The organism is Geodermatophilus sp. SYSU D00758, assembly GCF_054049955.1.
The window spans coordinates 1-19,614 of record NZ_JBJGYK010000055.1; the positions used below are offsets into that span (position 1 = coordinate 1).

Sequence of the window (19,614 nt, forward strand, 5' to 3'; positions counted from 1 at the left end):
GGCCCCGCCCCGCCTCGGGGCGGCGGCCCCCCGGCGCCCCCCCCGCCCCCCCCCCCGGCGCCCCCCCCGCCCCGGCGACGACCAGGTCACCTGATCATCGAGGGGCGGCTGGGATCACAGGGGGTCAGCGGGGCAGGGCCGGGCGCAGGCCGCGCGGCTCGGCGAAGCGGGTCAGCACCGGGCCGAGCACGGCCAGCAGCAGCACGTAGCCGGTGGCCACCGGGCCCAGCTCGGGGATGCCGGCGGCGACCGCCAGCCCGGCGATGACGATGGAGAACTCGCCGCGGGCCACCAGGGCCGTGCCCGCGCGCAGCCGGCCGGGGACGGCGACGCCGTCCCGGCGGGCGGCGAACCACCCGGTGGCCACCTTGGTCACCGCGGTGACCACGCCCAGCAGCAGGACGGCGGGCAGGACCGGCAGCACCTCCCCGGGGTCGGTGGTCAGCCCGAAGGCCACGAAGAAGGTCGCGGCGAACAGGTTGCGCAGCGGCCCCAGGATGGCCCGGGCGCGGTCGGCGAAGGACTCCGGGAGGGCCAGCCCGACGAGGAAGGCGCCGACCGCGGCCGAGGCCCCCAGCGCCTGCGCCAGCCCGGCCACCAGCAGGGTCAGCCCGACCAGCCGCAGCATCACCTGCTCGTCGTCGGGGTGGGCCATCAGCCGGCCGAGCCGGTGCCCGTGCCGCTGGGCGGCCAGGATCACCACGACGACGGCCCCGACGGCCAGCCCGATCCCCCCGGCGGCCGCGGCCGGGCCGGCGCCGGCGAGGGCCACCACGAGCAGCGGTAGGAACAGCGCCATCGCGAGGTCCTCGAGCACCAGCACCGACAGCACCGCCGGCGTCTCCCGGTTGGCCAGCCGGCCCAGGTCGCCGAGCAGCCGGGCGATGATCCCCGACGAGGAGATGTAGGTGACGCCGGCCAGCGCCAGCGCCCCCTCCCAGGGCAGCCCGAGCAGGAGTCCGGCGACGAAGCCGGGGGGTGCGTTGAGCAGCAGGTCGACCAGGCCCGAGGGGCCGTGGCGGCGCAGCGAGCCGAACAGCTCGTCGGGGGAGAACTCCAGGCCCAGCGCCAGGAGCAGCAGGACCACGCCGATCTCGGCGGCCGCCTCGATGAACGGCTGGGCCGTGGTCAGCGGCACCAGGCCGCCGTCCCCCAGGGCGAGGGCGGCGAGCAGCACGAACGGGACGGGCGAGAGCTGCACCCGGCGGGCGAGCAGGCCGAGCAGGGCGAGCCCGAGGAAGAGCAGGCCCAGTTCCAGCAGCAGTGCGGCGACGTGCTCCACCGGCTCAGGCCGGCCGGGCCAGCCGGTGCTCGAGCTGCTCCAGCCCGGACTCCGAGCCGATCGCGACCAGCACGTCCCCCGGCTCCAGCAGGTCGCCGGGGCCGGGGGAGGGGACGACGTCGGTGTCGCGGACGATGGCCACGATCGAGCAGCCGGTGAGGGTCCGGGCCCGGGTGTCGCCCAGCGGCCGGCCGGCGAAGGCCGAGCCCGGCCGGATCGGGAAGCGCCCGGACTCCAGCCCGGGCACCTCCTTGGACAGGTCGGCGAAGCGCTGGGTCAGCCGGGGCGCGCCGAGCACCTCCGCGACCGCGTCGGCCTCCTCGGGTTCCAGGCGCACCACCCCGAGGGCGCGGTCGGGGTCGCGGCGGTCGTAGACGGCCGCCTCCGCTCCGCCGTCGCGCTGCACGACGATGGCCAGCACCTGGCCCGCCCGCGTCTGCAGCTCGTAGCGGACGCCGACGCCGGGCAGCAGGGTCTCCTCGAGCTCCACGCCCGCATCGTCGCAGACCGCGGCGCCGGTCAGGCCCGGCCGGCCAGCAGCTGGGCCAGGTGCAGGGACGTGCGCCCGGCCAGCTGGTCGAGCTGCGTGCGGCAGGAGAACCCGTCGGCCAGGACGACGGCGTCCGGGCCGGCCTCGGCGACGGCGGGCAGCAGCTGCTGGCCGGCGATGGCGACCGACACGTCGTGGTGGCCCCGCTCGACCCCCCAGTTCCCCGCCAGCCCGCAGCAGCCGCCCACCCGGCGCACCGCGGCGCCGGCGTCGCGCAGCAGCCGCTCGTCGGCCGCCCAGCCGAGCACGGCGTGGTGGTGGCAGTGCGGCTGGGCCACCACCTCCAGCCCGGCGAGGGACGGCGGCGACCAGCCGGGGGTGTCGCGCAGCAGCTCGGCCAGCGTCCGGGTGGCGCGCGCGACCGCCTCGGCGGCCTCCCCGCCGACGAGCTCGCGGGCCTCGTGCCGCAGCACCCCGGTGCAGGAGGGCTCCAGGCCGACCACCGGCACCCCGGCCGCGGCCAGGGGGGCGAGCAGCTCCACGGTGCGGGCCAGCGTGCGGCGGGCGGCGTCGAGCTGCCCGGTGGTGATCCAGGTCAGCCCGCAGCAGGTCTCGGCCGGCGGCACCTGAACCCGGTAGCCGGCCCGCTCCAGCACGGTGACGGCGGCCTCGGCCACCTCCGGGGCGAAGTGGTCGGTGAAGGAGTCCACCCACAGCGCCACCGGCGCCCCGGTCGAGGCCCCCGGCGCCCGGTCGGCCCACCGGGCGCGGAAGGTCCGGCCGGCGAAGGCGGGCAGGTCGCGGCGCTGGTCCACCCCGGCGCCCCACTTGGCCAGCCGGCCGCCGAGCCGGGAGGCCATCACCGCGTTGACCAGCCGCGGCGCCCGCGCGGCGAGGTCGGCCCAGCGGGGCAGCCGGCCCAGCGTGTAGTGCGCGCGCGGGCGCAGCCGCCGCCGGTAGGTCTGGTGCAGGACCTCGGCCTTGTACGTCGCCATGTCCACGCCGGTCGGGCAGTCCCGGGAGCAGCCCTTGCAGGACAGGCACAGGTCCAGCGCCGCGTGCACCTCGGGGGAGCGCCAGTCGCGCACCGGGCCGCCGGGGGCGAGCATCTCCTGCAGCACCCGGGCCCGGCCGCGGGTGGTGTCCTTCTCCTCCCGGGTGGCCGGCCACGACGGGCACATGACCCCGCCGGCCGCGGGCAGGTCGGCGCGGCACTTCCCGACCCCGGTGCAGCGGTGCACCGCGGTGGAGAGGTCGCCGCCGTCGTGCCGGTAGGCGAAGGCCAGGCCGGCGCTGCGGCGGGGGGCGTCGGCCACCCGGATGTCGGCGTCCACCGGGGCGGGCCGGACCAGCACCCCCGGGTTGAGCACGTCGTCGGGGTCGAACAGCCCCTTGACGCGGGCGAAGAGGCCCAGCGCCGCGGGGGAGTACATGTGGCCGAGCAGCTCGCTGCGGGCCCGGCCGTCCCCGTGCTCCCCGGACATGGACCCGCCGTGCCGGGCGACCAGCGCGGCGGCGTCGGTGACGAAGGCGCGGTAGGCGCCGCGGCCCCGGTCGGGGCCGGCGCCGAGGGGGAAGTCGATGCGCACGTGCACGCAGCCGTCGCCGAAGTGGCCGTAGGGGACGCCCTGCAGGCCGTGCTCGTCGAGCAGCGCCTCGAACCCGCGCAGGTAGTCCCCGAGCCCCTCGACCGGGACGGCGGCGTCCTCCCACCCGGCGTGCGCCGGGCGCCCGTCGGGCGTGCGGGCGGCCAGGCCGGCGCCGTCCTCGCGGATCCGCCAGATCGCCGCCGCCTCGGCGGGGTCGGTCACCACCATCGCGTCGAGCGCGGCCGCGTCGGCCAGCACCCGGCCCGCGCGGTCCTCGACCTCGGCGGCGGTGTCCCCGGTGACCTCGACGACCAGCCAGCCGCCGCCGCGGGGCAGCTCGGGCACCACGGCCGCCGGGACGTCGCGCAGCCGCTGCACGATCCGCTGGTCGAGCCCCTCCACGGCCGTGGGCCCGTGCCGCAGCAGCGCCGGGGTGGCGTCGGCGGCGTCGGCCATCGTCGGGTAGCCGAGCACGACCAGCCCCCGGTACGGCGCGTCGGCGACCAGCCGGACGGTGGCCCGCCGCACCAGCGCCAGCGTCCCCTCGCTGCCGACCAGGGCGCGGGCGAGGTCGGAGCCGCGCTCGGGCAGCAGGTGCTCCAGGCCGTAGCCGGAGACCTGCCGGCCGAAGCGGCCCAGCTCGGTGCGGACGAGGGCCAGGTCGCCGTCGACCAGCCGCCGCAGCCGGCCGGTCAGCCCGTCCCCGACGGCGGGTCCGCCGTCGAGGAGCAGCCGCTCCCCGGTGCCGGTGACCACGTCGAGGCCCACCACGTTGTCCGACGTCCGGCCGTAGCCCAGCGCCCGCGAGCCGCAGGCGTTGTTGCCGATCATCCCGCCGACGGTGCACCGGTTGGCGGTGCTCGGGTCGGGGCCGAAGCGCAGCCCGTGCGGGCGGGCCGCCGCCTGCAGCGCCACCTGCACCACGCCCGGGTCCACGGTCGCCGTCCGGGCCTCCGCGTCGATCCCGTGCACGCGGGCGAGGTGCCGGCTGGTGTCGAGCACGACGCCGGGGCCGACCGCGTTACCGGCGATGGAGGTGCCGGCGCCCCGGGCGGTGAGCGGGACGCCGAGCTCCCGGCACACCGCGAGGGTCGCGTCGATCTCGTCGGCGTGCCGGGGGCGGACCACCACCCGGGGCAGCACCCGGTACAGCGAGCCGTCGGAGGAGTAGAGCGCCCGGGCCAGGCCGGAGGCGTCGGCGTCGGCCACCCCCGCCCGGTCGAGCGCGGCGAGCAGGTCGGCGTCGGTCGCGGTCACGCCGCCAGTGTCGGACGCGGCGCCGAGCCGCGTCGCCGCGGGGTCACCACAGGTGCATGGACCGCCGCAGGATCCCGGCGACGTCGTCCTCGGTGACGTCCCGGGGCGCGGTGGCCAGCAGCCGCTGCTGCTTCATCGCGCCCTCGACCAGGTCGGGGACGTCGCCCTCGTCGTAGCCCACCGCGCCCAGCCCGGCGGGGATGTCGATGTCGCGCATCAGCGCGGTGAGCACCGCGGGCAGGAACTCGCGCGGGTCGTCGGTCTGCTCGGCGGCCGGGTCGAGCAGGCGGGCGGCGCGCAGGTGCCGCTCCGGGTCGGCGTCGAAGGTGAACCGGAAGGCCTCCGGCGCGGTCAGGGCGACGGACATGCCGTGCGGCACCATCGGCTCGTCGGCGGGGTAGTCCTTGGGGTGGAAGTCCTTGACCCGCCCGGCGATGGGGTAGGCGTTGGCGTGCGGGATGTGCACCCCGGCGTTGCCGAAGCCCATCCCGGCGAAGGTCGCGGCCATGGCCATGTCGGCCCGGGCGGCCTCGTCCTCGCCGTGCCGCACCGCCCGGCGGAAGGAGCCGGCCAGCAGGGTCATCGCCTTCTCCGACCACATGTCGGCGATCGGGTTGGCGCCGCAGTAGGGCACCCGCTGCTCGGGCTGCTTGCGCTCGTAGGTGGTGTAGGGCCGGGCGGTGTAGCTCTCCAGCGCGTGGCAGAGGATGTCCATCCCGGAGGCGGCGGTCACGCCGGCCGGCTGGCTGCGGGTGAGCGCGGGGTCCACGACCGCCAGCGCGGGCCGCAGGCGGGCGTGGCTGATGCCGGTCTTGACCTTGAGGGAGAGCACGTCCAGCACGCAGATCGTGGTGCTCTCCGCCCCGGTGCCGGTGGTCGTGGGGACGGCGACCAGCGGGGCCAGCGGGTTGACCGGCGCACGGCCGCCGCCGACCGGGGCGTTGACGTAGTCCATGAGCTCGCCGGGGTTGGTGGTGAGCAGGTCGACGGCCTTGGCGGTGTCGATGCTCGACCCGCCGCCGACCGCGACGAAGGCGTCCCACGGGCCGTTCTCGCGGGCCCAGTCGACGGCGGCCTTCAGGCTCTCGTCGGTGGGCTCGACGTGCGCCCGGTCGTACACCACGGCCTCGATGCCGAAGCGGTCCATCTGGTCGGCCACCCGCTGCGGGTGGCCGGTGGCGGCCACGCCGGGGTCGGTGACGACGAGGACCCGCCTCGCCCCCGTCTGGCTGAGGTCGTAGCCGATCTCGTCGGAGGCGCCGGGGCCGAACTTCAGGTGCGGCGCGCCGTAGGTGAACACGCTCTCCGGGGAGGCGGGGGAGTAGCTGGACGGCATCGTGGGGGGACCCTCTCGGTCGACGCTGACGGGCCGGGTGCGGCGCCTGCGAGTGTGCTGCCGGGTGCGCTCAGGGTCCAGCGGACCGGCGGCGGCGCGACCGGCGCAGCGCCTTCTCGGCCTCGACGACCGCGTACACGACGACGCCGACGCCGGTCACCCACAGCCACCACACCGGGTCGACCGGTGCGCTGTCGAACAGGGTGTTCATCCACGGGGCGTAGGTGAACAGCAGCTGGAGGGCCAGCATGGCGGTCACCCCGGCCAGCAGCCACCGGTTGGTCAGCAGGCCGACGGCGAGCACCGAGCGCTCCAGCGACCGGCAGGTGAGCAGGTAGGCGACCTGGACGACGACGAACACGTTGACCGCCACCGTGCGCGCGACCGGGAGCGGCTCGCCCCGGGCCAGCGCCCACTCGAAGAGGCCGAACGCCCCGACCACCATGAGCGCGGAGACCAGCACGATCCGCCCGGCCAGCTCCCGGGTCAGCAGCGGCCGGGACGGCGGCACGGGAGGCCGCCGCATGATCCCCTCCTCGAGCGGCTCGAACGCCAGCACGATGCCCAGGGCGACGGCGGTGGTCATGTTCACCCAGAGGACCTGCACCGGCAGCACCGGCAGGGTCGCGGCCAGGGCCACCGCGACGAGGATGACCAGGCCCTGCCCGAAGCTGGTCGGCAGGATGAAGGCGATGAACTTGCGGAGGTTGTCGAAGACGCCGCGCCCCTCCTCGACGGCGGCCTCGACGGTGGCGAAGTCGTCGTCGGTGAGCACCATGTCGGCGGCCTCCTTGGCCACCTCGGTGCCACCCCGGCCCATGGCCACCCCGATGTCGGCCCGGCGCAGCGCGGGCGCGTCGTTCACCCCGTCGCCGGTCATCGCCACCACGTGGCCCTGCGCCTGCAGGGTCTCGACGAGCCGCAGCTTCTGCTCCGGGTCGACCCGGGCGAAGACCGCGGTGCGGCGCGCGACCTCGGGCAGCTCGTCGGCCGGCAGGCCGGCCAGCTCGGCGCCGGTCACCACCGGGACCTCCCCGCCCGCCCCGCCGTCCCCCAGGCCGAACTGCCCGGCGATGGCCCGGGCGGTGCCGGCGTGGTCGCCGGTGATCATCTTCACCTGGATGCCGGCCTCCCGGCAGGCGGCCACCGCGGTGAGGGCCGCCGGGCGCGGCGGGTCGAGCATCCCCTGGACGCCGAGCAGGGTGACCCGGCCGGCGAGGAGTTCCTCGGGCAGCCCGGTGGTGCCGGCGGGCAGCTCCACGCGGCCCGTGGCCAGCACCCGCAGCGCCTGCCCGCTCAGCTCGCCGGTCACGCGGTGCACGGCGTCGGCGTCCACCGGCGCGGTGCTGCCGTCGGCACGCAGCTCGTCGACGGCCATGTCGAGCAGCCGCTCCACGGCGCCCTTGACGTAGGCGACGACGCGGCCGTCCCCGTCCGCGTGCAGGGTCGCCATCCAGCGCCGGTCGGAGTCGAACGGGATCGCGTCGACGCGGGGGAGCACCGCCCGCTGCGCGGCCGGGTCCAGGCCCGCCTTCTCCGCCGAGACCAGCAGCGCGGCCTCGGTGGGGTCGCCGACCACCTGCCGGGTGCCCGCCCGGTCGGTCAGCCGGCTGTCGTTGCACAGCGCGCCGGCGACCAGGCATTCGCGCAGCGCGGCGTCGGTGGCCGGGTCGGCCGGCTCCCCGCCGAGCAGCACCCGCCCCTCGGCGGCGTACCCGCTGCCGGTGACCGCGTACGCCCGGCCGCCGGCCACCACCGCGGTGACGGTCATGGCGTTGGCGGTCAGGGTGCCGGTCTTGTCGGTGCAGACGACCGTGGTGCTGCCGAGCGTCTCCACCGCCGGCAGCCGCCGGATGATCGCCCGGCGGCGCGCCATCCGCGCCACCCCGATGGCCAGCGTGATGGTGACGACGGCCGGCAACCCCTCGGGGATCGCGCCGACGGCCAGGGCGACAGCCGCGGTGAGCATGTCGGCCGGTGGTTCGCCGCGCACCGTGCCCAGGGCGAAGGTCAGCCCGGCCAGCCCGAGGACGACCACGGTGAGCACCCGGCTGAACCGGCCGATCTTGCTGGTGAGCGGGGTCTCCAGGGCCCGGGCCTCGCCGACCAGGCGGTGGATGCGGCCCATCTCGGTGTCCCCGCCGGTGGCGACCACCACCCCCCGGCCCCGGCCGCGGGTCACCAGGCTGCCCGACCAGGCCATGTTGGCGCGGTCGCCCAGGGTCGTGGCCGCCGGGAGCTCGACGGGGGACTTGGCCACGGCCAGCGACTCCCCGGTCAGCGCCGACTCGTCGACCTGCAGCTCGCGCACCGTCACCAGCCGCAGGTCGGCCGGCACCTTGTCCCCGGCCTCGACCACCACGACGTCGCCCGGCACGAGCTCGTCGGAGGGGACGCGGGACCACCGGCCGTCGCGCACCACCGTGGCCTCGGCCCGCACCATCGCCATGAGGGCGTCGAGGGCCCGCTCGGCGCGGGACTCCTGCACGAAGCCGATCCCGGCGTTGAGCAGCACCACGGCCAGGATCACCCCGGCGTCGACGACGTCGCCGAGCGCCAGCGTGGCCGCGGCCGCGGCGAGCAGCACGTAGACCAGCGGGTGGTGGAACTGCAGCAGGAAGCGCAGCACCGGCCCGCGCTGGTCGACCCGCGGCAGCGTGTTCGGGCCCACGGCCGCCCGCCGCCGGGCGGCCTCCGCGCCGGAGAGCCCGCGCTCGGGCGAGGTCTCCAGGAGCAGCAGGACCTCGTGGGCGGGCAGCTCGTGGTGCGCCCGGTCGCCGGCGGCGCGCACGTCCTGGGCCGGGGAGGTCATGCTCCCGAGCGTCCGCAGCCCGGCGGCCGGCCGGACAGTGACCTAGGACCCGGGCCCTCGGGACGCCCGGCCTGCTGGCCCCCCGCCGCCCGACCGGGCACGGTGGACCGGGGCCGGCCCGGCCGCGCCCCGACGAGCAGCGCCGACGACCCCGGGAGTGCAGGCATGGACGTGCAGGTGGAGGCCGCCGCGGTCGTGGGGGCGGGCGGCGGCCCGCTGTCCGAGGAGGAGCTGCACGCCGTCCACGCCTGGTGGCGGGCGGCCAACTACCTGTCGGTGGGCCAGATCTACCTGATGGACAACCCGCTGCTGCGCGAGCCGCTGCGGCCCGAGCACGTCAAGCCGCGGCTGCTCGGGCACTGGGGCACCACGCCGGGGCTGACCTTCGTCTACGCGCACCTCAACCGTGCGATCACCGCCCGCGACCTCGAGATGATCTACGTGATGGGGCCCGGCCACGGCGGCCCCGGCCCGGTGGCCGCCGCCTGGCTCGAGGGCACCTACAGCGAGGTCTACCCCGAGGTGTCCCAGGACGCCGAGGGGATGGACCGGCTGTTCACCCAGTTCTCGTTCCCGGGCGGGATCCCCAGCCACGTGGCGCCGGAGACCCCGGGTTCCATCCACGAGGGCGGCGAGCTCGGCTACGCGCTCTCGCACGCCTACGGCGCGGCCTTCGACAACCCCGACCTGGTCGTCGCCGCGGTCGTCGGGGACGGCGAGGCCGAGACCGGGCCCCTGGCGGCGAGCTGGCACTCCACCAAGTTCCTCGACCCCCGCCGGGACGGCGCCGTCCTGCCGATCCTGCACCTCAACGGTTACAAGATCGCCAACCCCACCGTGCTGGCCCGCATCGGCGACGACGAGCTGCTGGAGCTGATGCGCGGCTACGGCCACACCCCGTACCTGGTGGCCGGGGACGACCCGGCCCGGATGCACCAGGAGTTCGCCGCCGCGCTCGACGCCTGCCTCGACGAGATCGCCGCGATCCGGCGGCGGGCCCGCGAGGAGGGCAGCACCGAGCGGCCCCGCTGGCCCATGATCGTGCTGCGATCGCCCAAGGGGTGGACCGGGCCGGCGGAGGTCGACGGGCACCGCGTCGAGGGCTCCTGGCGATCCCACCAGGTGCCCTTCGCCAACGCCCGCGAGGACGACGGCCACCGGCGGGTGCTCGAGGAGTGGCTGCGCAGCTACCGGCCCGAGGAGCTCTTCGACGCGACCGGCGCGCCCGTGCCGCTGATCCGGGACCTGCACCCGGGCGGGGAGCGGCGGATGAGCGCCAACCTGCACAGCAACGGCGGGAAGCTGCTGGTCGACCTGCGGCTGCCGGACTTCCGCGACTACGCCGTCCCGGTGCCGGAGCCGGGCACCGGCGCGGTGGAGGCGACCCGCGTGCTGGGCACCTTCCTGCGCGACGTGATGCGGCGCAACATGGCGAACTTCCGCGTGTTCGCCCCCGACGAGAACAACTCCAACCGGCTGGGCGCCGTCCTCGAGGCCACGGACCGGGCCTGGATGGCCGAGCGCCGCCCGGAGGACGACCACCTGGCCCCGGACGGGCGGGTCATGGAGATCCTCTCCGAGCACACCTGCCAGGGCTGGCTGGAGGGCTACCTGCTCACCGGCCGGCACGGGTTCTTCTCGTGCTACGAGGCGTTCATCCACATCGTCGACTCGATGGTCAACCAGCACGCGAAGTGGCTGAAGACGACCAACGGCATCCCGTGGCGGCGGCCGATCGCCTCGCTGAACTACCTGCTGACCTCGCACGTCTGGCGGCAGGACCACAACGGGTTCTCCCACCAGGACCCGGGCTTCATCGACCACGTGGTCAACAAGAAGGCCGACGTCATCCGGGTCTACCTGCCGCCGGACGCCAACACCCTGCTGTCGGTGGCCGACCACTGCCTGCGCACCCGGCAGTACGTCAACGTGATCGTGGCCGGCAAGCAGCCGGCGTTGCAGTACCTCGACATGCACGACGCGGTCGTGCACTGCACGAAGGGCATCGGGATCTGGGACTGGGCGAGCAGCGACGCCGGGAGCGAGCCCGACGTGGTCATGGCCTGCGCCGGCGACGTGCCCACGATGGAGACCCTCGCGGCCGTGGAGATCCTGCGCGCCTGGTTCCCGGACCTGCGCGTCCGGGTGGTGAACGTGGTCGACCTCATGCGGCTCCAGGACGAGCGGGAGCACCCGCACGGCCTCTCCGACGCCGCCTTCGACGCGCTGTTCACCGTCGACAAGCCGGTGGTCTTCGCCTACCACGGCTACCCGTGGCTGATCCACCGGCTGACCTACCGGCGGGCCAACCACGACAACCTCCACGTCCGCGGCTACGTCGAGGAGGGCACCACGACCACGCCGTTCGACATGTGCGTGATGAACCGGATCGACCGGTTCAACCTGGCCATCAGCGTGATCGACCGGGTCCCGCGGCTGCGCGGGGTCTCCGCGCACGCCCGCGAGGCGCTCACCGACAAGCTGATCGAGCACCGCGTGCACATCCGGGCCCACGGCGAGGACGTGCCCGAGATCCGGGACTGGCGCTGGAGCGGCGCGGCCGGCCCGGTCACGTCCGGCGGGAACCCGCTGCGGGAGCCCGAGCCGTGAGGCTGCTGGTCGTCAACGCCGGGTCCAGCAGCCTCAAGCTCACCCGGCTCGACGGCGAGGGGACCGTCACGGCCGCCGGGACGGTGGAGCGCTGGCAGGGGGAGGGCCACCTCCGGCCGCTCGAGGAGTTCCTGGCCGGCTGCGGCGCGGTCGACGCCGTCGGGCACCGGGTGGTGCACGGCGGGCCGCGGTACACAGGGCCGGCGCTGGTCGACCCGATGCTCGTCGCCGGGCTGTACGCGACCAGCCACCTGGCGCCGCTGCACAACCCGCGGGCGCTGGCCGGCATCCGGGCGGTCGAGGAGCTGCTGCCCGACGTCCCGGCGGTGGCCTGCTTCGACACCACCTTCCACACCACGCTGCCCCCGGCCGCCCGCACCTACGCGCTGCCCCGGGAGTGGAACCGCCGCTTCGACCTGCGGCGCTACGGCTTCCACGGGCTCTCGCACGCCCACGCGGTGCGCCGCGGCGCCGAGCTGGTGGGGGCCGACCCGGCGCGGCTGCGCGTCGTCTCGGCCCACCTGGGGGCGGGGGCGTCGCTCGCCGCCGTCGTCGACGGGGTCTCGGTGGACACCACGATGGGCTTCACGCCGCTGGCCGGGCTGGTCATGAACACCCGCCCGGGCACCGTCGACCCGGGTCTGCTGCTGTGGCTGCTGGAGCACGGCGGCGAGCCCCGGGCCGAGGTGGCCGACGTCCTCGAGCACCACGCCGGGCTCAAGGGCCTGTCGGGCACCTCCGGTGACCTGCGCGACGTGCTGGCCGGCCGGGACGCCGGGGACCCCGACTGCGCGCTGGCCTACGACGTCTACCTGCACCGGCTGGCCCGCGAGGTCGCGGCGATGACCGCGGCCACCGGCGGGCTGGACCTGCTGGTGCTGACCGGCGGGGTCGGGGAGCGCGCCTGGCAGGTGCGGGCCGACCTCGCCGCCCGGCTGCCGCACCTCGGGTTGGCGCTGGACGAGGCGGCCAACCGGCGGGCGACCGCCGACGCCGACGTCAGCGCGCCGGGCGCAGCGGCCCGCACCGTCGTGGTCACCGCCCGGGAGGACCTCGAGGTCCGCCGGCAGGTGCTCGAGGTCCTGGGCGGCCGCTAGCAGCCCGCAGCGCGCTGCGCCCCATGACGGATCGGTGTCGAAAGGCGACGCGCACGGGTGCGGCCCCTCCGCGCGGCAACCGGTGGACCGACCACGGCCGCATTCGGCGCGTTCGACACGCCGGGCAGGGGGAGGACATGGTGCGCGACACCGACCGCACGGCCCGGGAGGCACCGGTGACCCGGCCCGGGGACACCGATCCCGGGGTGGCCGGGCCCGGGGGAACCGACCACGGGCCCGGTCCCGGGGAGCAGTCCCCGGACGGGGCCGCCCGGGAGCCGGCCGACGCCCGGCCCCTGACCCGGGCGCTCGCCACACTGCCCGCGGGCGCCCGGGCCACCGGCGTGTGGTGCCTGTGGGCCCTCGTGGTCGGCACGGTCGCCTACTTCGCGCTCCAGGTCGCGGTGCTGCTCGGCTCGGTCGTGCTCACCGTGCTGGCGGCCCTGCTGGTGACCGCGCTGCTGCGGCCGGTGGTCTCCTGGCTCGACCGGCACGGGCTGCCCCGGTTGGCGGCGACCTGGCTGGTGCTCCTCGCGTTCCTCGCGCTCGTCGGGGCGGTGGTGTGGTGGCTGGAGCAGCGCATCCGGAGCCAGCTCAGCGCCCTGGGGCCCACCCTGGCCCAGGGCCTGGACCGGATCCGGACCTTCCTCACCGACACGGTCGGCCTGTCGGAGCAGCAGGTGGGCGAGGTCTTCGACGGGCTCATCGCGCAGGTCACCCCGGGCAGCACCGGCGGCGGATCGGGGCCCCCCGGCGGTCTCCTCGGCGGCGGCATGGTCGTGACCGGCGTGACCACCGCGGTGGCCTTCCTGACCGCGGTGGTCCTGGCCCTCTTCACCGCGTTCTGGCTGGCGTACGACGGCGAGGACGTCTGCCGGCACGCCCTGCGGATCGTGCCCGCCCCGCGCCGGGAGGGCGTCGAGGCCGCCGGTCGCCGGGCCTGGTCCGCCCTCGGCGGGTTCCTCCGCGGCACCACGCTGGTGGCCCTGATCGACGCCGTGGGTATCGGGATCGCGCTCGTCGTCATCGGCGTCCCGCTGCCGTTCGCGCTGGCCCTGCTCACCTTCCTCGGCGCGTACGTGCCCATCGTGGGGGCGTTCGTCGCCGGGATCGCAGCGGTGGTCGTCGCCTTCGCCTCCGGCGGCCTCACCGACGCGCTGCTGGTCCTGGCGGCGGTGGTCGTCGTCCAGCAGGTGGAGGGCAACCTCCTGCAGCCGTTGATCATGCGGCGGGTCATCTACCTGCACCCGCTCGCCACGGTCTACGCGCTCACCGTCTTCGGGCTGCTCTACGGCCTGGCGGGGGCCATCCTGGCCGTGCCGGTGACCGCGGTGGTCTACGCGATCGGGGTGGCGGTCGCCGACCGCGCCCACGAGAGCGCCGCGCGGCGCCGCAGGGGCTGGTTGCGCCGGCGACAGCCGGCCGGCGCCACCGCCAGCGGCGCCGGCCGCGGGTGACCCTCCCGCGGCCCGCGCCGCCGGATCAGGACGTCGGCGGCTCGTCCTTCCCCGACTCCTCCGCCTCGTCGGCCTCCTCCTTGGTGCGGTGCACCGCGCCGTCGGCGTGCTCCGGCGGGCCGTAGACGGTGTAGAGCACCAGCGGGTTGGGGCCGGTGTTGACGAAGTTGTGCTTGGTGCCGGCCGGGACGACGACCAGGTCGCCCTGGGCGACCGCCTTCTTGTTCCCCGAGATCCGCGCCTCGCCGGTCCCGCTGACGAAGGTCAGGATCTGATCGATGTCCTCGTGCACCTCCTCGCCGATCTCCCCGCCCGGCGGGATCGTCATGATGACCAGCTGGGTGTTCTTTCCGGTCCACAGGACCCGGCGGAAGTCGTCGTGCTTCTCGGCCTCGGTGGCGATGGTGTAGTGGATGACGGACGCCATCGACTCGGCTCCTCTCCTCGGGATCTGTCGCTGCGCTCGCGCCGGGACGGCGCCCCGGCGGGACGGGGTGCTCCTGCCCGCCGACGTGGGCGCTTAGTCCTCCCCGCCCGGACGTGGTGATCACGGAGCGCGCCAACCCTGCTCATCAGATCCAGGGATGAGGGCCCCGGGAGGCGGTCCGGACCGCCCGGTCCGACTACCCTCTGCGCATGCTCCCCGCCCAGCGTCCCCGCGCCGACGGATCGGCCCCACGGCCGATCAAGCGCGGCGCGAAGGTCGCCGAGGCCCTCGCCCAGGAGATCGTGCACGAGATCGTCTCGCGCAAGCTCCCGCCCGGCACGCTGCTGTCCTCCGAGGCGCAGATGCTCGAGGACTACGGGGTCGGCCGCGGGTCGCTGCGCGAGGCGCTGCGCATCCTCGAGGTGCACGGGCTGATCACCATGAAGCCGGGCCGCAACGGCGGGCCGATGGTGATCGAGGTCGGGACCCGCGACTACGGCCGCATGTCGACCCTCTTCTTCCACCTGGGCGGCATGACGTTCCAGCAGCTCATCGAGGCCCGGCTGGTCCTCGAGCCGATGATGGCGCGGCTGGCCGCCGAGCGGCGCGGGCAGGAGCTGGTCGGGCAGCTCGCCGACCCCGACCGCACCCGCGTCGAGGACGACGCGACCTACTTCGACGCCACCAACGAGTTCCACCGCGGCGTGGCCTCGATGTCCGGCAACCCGGTGCTGAACCTGTTCAGCGTCTCGCTGGAGGACATCTTCCGCGACCAGGTCAGCGGGCTGCTCTCCCCGAAGGACGAGCGCCGGCACGTGCTCGAGGTGCACGCCACCATCGCCCAGGCCATCGCCGACGGGGACGCCGAGGCCGCCGAGCGGCTCATGCACGACCACATGCAGGAGTACGCCGACTGGGTCCGGCAGAAGCACCCGCAGCTGATGGACCAGGTCATCGACTGGCGCTGAGGTCCTGCGGGACGCGCACCCGGACGGGTGCGCCGCCGGCGTCGGCCGCCGTGGCCGGTCGGGCGCCCGGGGCCGCTGCGCCGCCGGGCGCCTACGTCTCTGAGTGCGGCTGCACTCAGAGACGTAGGCGCCGACACCGGAGGTCTCCTGCCCGCCGGGGCGGGCGGCGCCACCCCCGGGTGGTCAGGCCGGGTGGCCGGCGCTGCCACCGGGCGGTCGGGCGGGGTGGTCGGCCTCTCAGCGGCCCTTCCAGACCGGGGCCCGCTTCTCCGTGAACGCCCGCGCGCCCTCCTGCGCGTCCTCCGAGGCCCGGATCGGCGCGTAGACCTCCCACTGCCGGGCGAAGGCCTCCTCGGCCGGCCAGCCCGGGCCCTCGGCGAGGATGCGCTTGGTGCCCTGCACGGCCAGCGGGCCGTTGCCGGCGATCTGCCGGGCCAGCTCCAGCGCCGCGGGCAGCGCCTCGCCGTCGGGCACGAGGCGGTTGACCACGCCCGCCGCGTGCGCGTCGGCCGCGCTGACCCGGTCACCGGTCAGGGCCCACTCGGTCGCCTTGGGCAGCCCGGCCTTCACCGGGAGCCGGAGCAGCCCCCCGCCACCGGCCAGCAGCCCGCGCCTGACCTCGGGCAGGCCGAAGGACGCACCCTCGGCGGCCACGACGAGGTCGCAGGCCAGTGCGATCTCGAACCCGCCGGCCAGCGCGTAGCCCTCCACCGCGGCGATCAGGGGCTTGCGCGGCGGGCGCTCCACCAGCCCGGCGAACCCGCGCCCGGGCACGTGCGGCTTCTCCCCGGCCAGGAAGGCCTTGAGGTCCATCCCGGCGCTGAACGTGCCACCGGCGCCGGTGACGACCCCGACGAACAGCGAGTCGTCGCCGTCCAGTTCGTCCATCGCCGCCCCGATGCCCTCGGCGACGGCGCGGTTGACGGCGTTCCTCGCCTGCGGCCGGTCGATCGTGACGACCAGGACGGCGCCGTCCCGCTCGACGAGCACCTCGGGTCCGGCCGTCACTTGGGCTGCATCCGGATCGCACCGTCCAGCCGGATCGTCTCCCCGTTGAGCATGGGGTTGTCGACGATGGCCAGCGCCAGGCGGGCGAACTCGTCGGGGACGCCGAGGCGCCGGGGGTGGGGCACCATCTGGCCCAGGGACTCGCGCACGTGCTCGGGCAGCCGGGCGAGGATGGGCGTGTCGAAGGTGCCCGGGGCGATCGTCATGACCCGGACCAGCTTGCCGGCCAGGTCGCGGGCGGCCACCAGGGTGAGCCCGACGATGCCGGCCTTCGCCGAGGCGTAGGGCAGCTGGCCGATCTGGCCCTCCCACGCGGCGACCGACGCGGTCAGCACGCAGACGCCGCGCTCGCCCTCGACCGGCTCGTGCGCGGCCATCCGCGCCGCGGCCTGGCTGAGCACGTTGAAGGTGCCGATCAGGTTGACCCGGACGATCGACTCGTAGAACTCCAGCGAGCCCGGCCGGCCCTCCTTGTCGACGACGCGCATCGCCCCGCCGCGGCCGGCGCAGTGCACCAGCGTGCGCAGCGGCGCCAGCTCGTCGGCGGCGGCGACCGCCGCGGCCACGGCGTCGGGGTCGGTCACGTCGGCGGCGGCGAAGCGCGTCTTGCCCCCGAGCTCGGCGGCGACGTCGGCGCCGGCCGACGAGGGCAGGTCGACGAGCACGGTCGGCACCCCCTTCTCGACCAGGCGCCGGGCGGTGGCCAGCCCGAGGCCGGAGGCGCCCCCGGTGACGACGGCGGATCCTGCGGTGACGTCCATGCGGCAGCCCTTCGCTCTCGTCCGTCCCGTCCGCCTACTGCGTGGCGGAGAGGTTCTCGATCACCATGGCGTTGGCCATCCCACCGGCCTCGCACATGGTCTGCAGGCCGTACCGCTGCCCGGTGTCCTCGAGGAACCCGAGCAGGGTGGTGGCCAGGCGGGCGCCGGAGGCACCCAGCGGGTGGCCCAGGGCGATCGCGCCGCCCCGGGGGTTGAGCCGCGCGTCGTCCACGCCGAACTCGGCCTGCCAGGCCAGCGGCACGGAGGCGAAGGCCTCGTTGACCTCGACGGCGGCGATGTCGTCCATCGAGAGGCCGGAGCGGGCGAGCAGCCGGTGCGTCGCCGGGATCGGCCCGGTCAGCATGAGCAGGGGGTCGTCACCGGTGACGGCGCTGGCCACCACCCGCCCGCGGGGGGTCAGACCGAGCGCCGCTGCGCGCTCCTCGCTCATGACCAGCAGCGCGGCCGCGCCGTCGGTCAGCTGCGAGGAGTTGCCCGCGGTGATCTTCCAGTCCAGCTCGGGGAAGCGGGCGGCGTGCGGGCTCGTGGCGAAGGCCGGCTTCAGCCCGGCCAGCTTCTCCGACGTCGTGCCGGGGCGGATGGTCTCGTCGGCGGTCACCGTCCCGTCGGGCGTGGTCACCGGCACCACCTCCCGGTCGAAGGCGCCGGCGGCGGCCGCGGCGGCGGCGCGCTCGTGGGACCGGGCGGCGTAGGCGTCGAGCTGCTCGCGCGACAGCCCCCACTTCTCGGCGACGAGCTCGGCGGAGATGCCCTGCGGGACCAGACCGGGGGAGTAGCGCTCGCGCACCCGGGGCCCGTGCGGGTCGGCGTCCCCGCGGGCCGAACCCATCGGCACCCGGCTCATCGACTCCACGCCCGCGGCGACCACGACGTCGTAGGCGCCGGCGACCACACCCTGGACGGCGAAGTCCAGTGCCTGCTGACCCGAGCCGCACTTGCGCTCGACGGTCACCGAGGGGACGGTCTCGGGCCAGCCCGCGGCCAGCAGCGCCTGCCGGCCGGGGGTGGCGGACTGCTCGCCGTTCTGGCCGACGCAGCCCACCAGGACGTCGTCGACCGCGGCGGGGTCCAGCCCGGAGCGCTCGGCGAGGGCGGAGAGCACCTGGGCGAGCAGGTCGACCGGGTGGACCTGGGACAGCGCACCCCCGGCCTTGCCCCGGCCCATGGGGGTGCGGACGGCGTCGACGATCACGGCGGAAGTCATGTCCGTAGCGTCCTCTCCGGAGGCGGTGTGGGCGTTGACACAATAACCATGAACACCAATAACATGGATACCGACCACGTCCGGCCCGACGGCCGGTCGGACCCCGGCGGGGACGCCGGGCGCGACCCGGGGAGGGCCACCAGATGTCGTTCGAGCTGCCCACCGCCCACCGCGAGCTCCAGCAGCGGGCCCGCGAGGTGGCCGAGAAGGTCCGCTGGCGGGCCGGGGAGGCCGACGCCGCGACCGACGTCGACCCGGTCATGCGGGAGGCGCTGCAGGAGAGCGGTCTGGCCGCGCTGACCGTGCCGGCCGCCCACGGCGGGGCCGGTGAGCGGGTCGACCCGCTGGCCGTCACCGTCGTCCGCGAGGTCTTCGGCGGGGTGTCGGCGCACCTGGACTCGCTGTTCGGCATGCAGGGCATCGGCAGCTACGCGCTGTCGGTCGCGGCCTCCCCGCGGGTGCAGGCCGAGTGGCTGCCGCGGGTGGTCGCGGTCGAGGCGATCGCCGCGCTGTGCCTCACCGAGCCCGACGTCGGGTCGGACCTGCGCTCGATCACCACGACGCTGACCGAGCGGGACGGCGAGCTGGTGCTCGACGGGCACAAGTCCTTCATCACCAACGCACCGGCCGCGGCCTTCTTCACCGTGCTGGCCAAGGAGGAGCAGGGCTTCTCCCTGGTCTTCGTGCCGGCCGGCACCCCGGGCGTCACGGTCACGCCCGGCCCCGACCTCATCGCCCCCCACATCATCGGCGAGGTGCGCTTCGACGGCGTGCGGGTCCCCGCCGACGCCCGTGTCGGCAACCCCGGGCAGGCCTTCCCGCTCGTGCTGCAGACCCTGGCCACCTTCCGGGTGTCGGTCGCCGGCGCGGCGGTGGGCGTCGCCCAGGCCGCCCTCGACGAGGCGGTGGCGCACACGACCTCCCGCGAGCAGTTCGGCAGCACGCTGGCCCGGCTCGGCCCGATCCCGCAGATGCTCGGCACGTGCTGGAGCGAGATCGAGCAGGCCCGGCTGCTCACCTACGCGGCCGCGACCCGCGCCGCCGCCGACCCGCTGGGGGCGCTGGACTGGTCCTCGATGGCCAAGGTGGCCGCCACCGAGGCCGCCGGCCGGGTCACCGACCGCTGCGTGCAGATGATGGGCCGCTTCGGGGTGACCACCGGCTCGACGATCGAGCGGCTCTACCGCAACGCCCGCCCGATGCGCATCTACGAGGGCGGCAACGAGGTGCTGCTCGGTCAGCTCGCCAAGGCGCTCACCCGCCCCGCCCGCGGCTGAGCCGCCGGTCCCCCGGAA

Annotated in this window: 14 protein-coding genes; 5 read left to right on the plus strand and 9 right to left on the minus strand. The window is 75.8% G+C overall.

The annotated features are described in order from the left end of the window. Positions 1-124: 124 nt before the first annotated feature. From ACI8AC_RS23155 to ACI8AC_RS23175, 5 genes are all read right to left on the minus strand, one after another. Entirely contained in the window at positions 125-1,282 is a 1,158-nt protein-coding gene (locus tag ACI8AC_RS23155) for a cation:proton antiporter (RefSeq protein ID WP_456900203.1), read from the minus strand. A 4-nt stretch (positions 1,283-1,286) separates the two neighbouring features. Continuing rightward, the gene (locus ACI8AC_RS23160; RefSeq protein ID WP_456900204.1) at positions 1,287-1,772 is read right to left on the minus strand and encodes a cation:proton antiporter regulatory subunit; all 486 of its coding nucleotides are present in this window, start codon (positions 1,770-1,772) and stop codon (positions 1,287-1,289) included. A gap of 29 nt (positions 1,773-1,801) precedes the next feature. Continuing rightward, complete coding sequence (locus tag ACI8AC_RS23165) at positions 1,802-4,618, minus strand: FAD-binding and (Fe-S)-binding domain-containing protein (RefSeq protein WP_456900205.1); 2,817 nt, start codon at positions 4,616-4,618, stop codon at positions 1,802-1,804. A gap of 43 nt (positions 4,619-4,661) precedes the next feature. Next, positions 4,662-5,954 (minus strand): hydroxyacid-oxoacid transhydrogenase, encoded by a 1,293-nt coding sequence (locus ACI8AC_RS23170; protein ID WP_456900206.1) that lies wholly within the window; start codon positions 5,952-5,954, stop codon positions 4,662-4,664. Between the two features lie 70 nt (positions 5,955-6,024). Next, complete coding sequence (locus tag ACI8AC_RS23175) at positions 6,025-8,766, minus strand: HAD-IC family P-type ATPase (RefSeq protein ID WP_456900207.1); 2,742 nt, start codon at positions 8,764-8,766, stop codon at positions 6,025-6,027. 165 nt (positions 8,767-8,931) lie between these two features. Between ACI8AC_RS23175 and ACI8AC_RS23180 the strand changes: the two genes are divergently transcribed. From ACI8AC_RS23180 to ACI8AC_RS23190, 3 genes are all read left to right on the plus strand, one after another. Then, positions 8,932-11,376, plus strand: a complete 2,445-nt coding sequence (locus tag ACI8AC_RS23180) for a phosphoketolase family protein (RefSeq protein WP_456900208.1) — start codon at positions 8,932-8,934, stop codon at positions 11,374-11,376. Next, complete coding sequence (locus ACI8AC_RS23185) at positions 11,373-12,473, plus strand: acetate/propionate family kinase (RefSeq protein ID WP_456900209.1); 1,101 nt, start codon at positions 11,373-11,375, stop codon at positions 12,471-12,473. The genes ACI8AC_RS23180 and ACI8AC_RS23185 overlap by 4 nt, the downstream gene beginning before the upstream one ends. A 137-nt stretch (positions 12,474-12,610) precedes the next feature. Then, entirely contained in the window at positions 12,611-13,930 is a 1,320-nt protein-coding gene (locus ACI8AC_RS23190) for an AI-2E family transporter (RefSeq protein ID WP_456900210.1), read from the plus strand. Positions 13,931-13,955: 25 nt separating this feature from the next. Here the strand turns inward: ACI8AC_RS23190 and ACI8AC_RS23195 are convergent, their stop codons facing one another. Then, positions 13,956-14,357, minus strand: a complete 402-nt coding sequence (locus tag ACI8AC_RS23195) for a cupin domain-containing protein (RefSeq protein WP_456900211.1) — start codon at positions 14,355-14,357, stop codon at positions 13,956-13,958. A 209-nt stretch (positions 14,358-14,566) separates the two neighbouring features. Here ACI8AC_RS23195 and ACI8AC_RS23200 point away from each other — a divergent pair, with 209 nt between their 5' ends. Next, positions 14,567-15,325, plus strand: coding sequence for a FadR/GntR family transcriptional regulator (locus tag ACI8AC_RS23200; protein ID WP_456900212.1), 759 nt, complete (start codon positions 14,567-14,569; stop codon positions 15,323-15,325). A 237-nt stretch (positions 15,326-15,562) separates the two neighbouring features. Here ACI8AC_RS23200 and ACI8AC_RS23205 read toward each other — a convergent pair whose 3' ends face one another. The 3 genes from ACI8AC_RS23205 to ACI8AC_RS23215 are packed head-to-tail and all read right to left on the minus strand — an operon-like array spanning position 15,563 to position 18,319. Then, positions 15,563-16,333: a crotonase/enoyl-CoA hydratase family protein gene (locus ACI8AC_RS23205; protein WP_456900213.1), complete on the minus strand. Its 771-nt coding sequence runs from the start codon at positions 16,331-16,333 to the stop codon at positions 15,563-15,565. Continuing rightward, positions 16,330-17,094, minus strand: coding sequence for an SDR family NAD(P)-dependent oxidoreductase (locus tag ACI8AC_RS23210; RefSeq protein WP_456900214.1), 765 nt, complete (start codon positions 17,092-17,094; stop codon positions 16,330-16,332). The genes ACI8AC_RS23205 and ACI8AC_RS23210 overlap by 4 nt, the downstream gene beginning before the upstream one ends. 34 nt (positions 17,095-17,128) lie before the next feature. Then, on the minus strand, positions 17,129-18,319 hold the full coding sequence (locus ACI8AC_RS23215) for a thiolase family protein (protein ID WP_456900215.1): 1,191 nt from the start codon (positions 18,317-18,319) through the stop codon (positions 17,129-17,131). Between the two features lie 143 nt (positions 18,320-18,462). Between ACI8AC_RS23215 and ACI8AC_RS23220 the strand changes: the two genes are divergently transcribed. Further along, positions 18,463-19,596 (plus strand): acyl-CoA dehydrogenase family protein, encoded by a 1,134-nt coding sequence (locus ACI8AC_RS23220; RefSeq protein WP_456900216.1) that lies wholly within the window; start codon positions 18,463-18,465, stop codon positions 19,594-19,596. Positions 19,597-19,614 lie beyond the last annotated feature (18 nt).

Coding starts and splice junctions, on each gene's coding strand:
- ACI8AC_RS23170 (WP_456900206.1), bottom strand. CDS start 5,954: ATGCCGTCCAGCTACTCCCCCGCCTCCCCGGAGAGCGTGTTCACCTAC.
- ACI8AC_RS23175 (WP_456900207.1), bottom strand. CDS start 8,766: ATGACCTCCCCGGCCCAGGACGTGCGCGCCGCCGGCGACCGGGCGCAC.
- ACI8AC_RS23180 (WP_456900208.1), top strand. CDS start 8,932: ATGGACGTGCAGGTGGAGGCCGCCGCGGTCGTGGGGGCGGGCGGCGGC.
- ACI8AC_RS23190 (WP_456900210.1), top strand. CDS start 12,611: ATGGTGCGCGACACCGACCGCACGGCCCGGGAGGCACCGGTGACCCGG.
- ACI8AC_RS23195 (WP_456900211.1), bottom strand. CDS start 14,357: ATGGCGTCCGTCATCCACTACACCATCGCCACCGAGGCCGAGAAGCAC.
- ACI8AC_RS23200 (WP_456900212.1), top strand. CDS start 14,567: ATGCTCCCCGCCCAGCGTCCCCGCGCCGACGGATCGGCCCCACGGCCG.
- ACI8AC_RS23210 (WP_456900214.1), bottom strand. CDS start 17,094: ATGGACGTCACCGCAGGATCCGCCGTCGTCACCGGGGGCGCCTCCGGC.
- ACI8AC_RS23215 (WP_456900215.1), bottom strand. CDS start 18,319: ATGACTTCCGCCGTGATCGTCGACGCCGTCCGCACCCCCATGGGCCGG.
- ACI8AC_RS23220 (WP_456900216.1), top strand. CDS start 18,463: ATGTCGTTCGAGCTGCCCACCGCCCACCGCGAGCTCCAGCAGCGGGCC.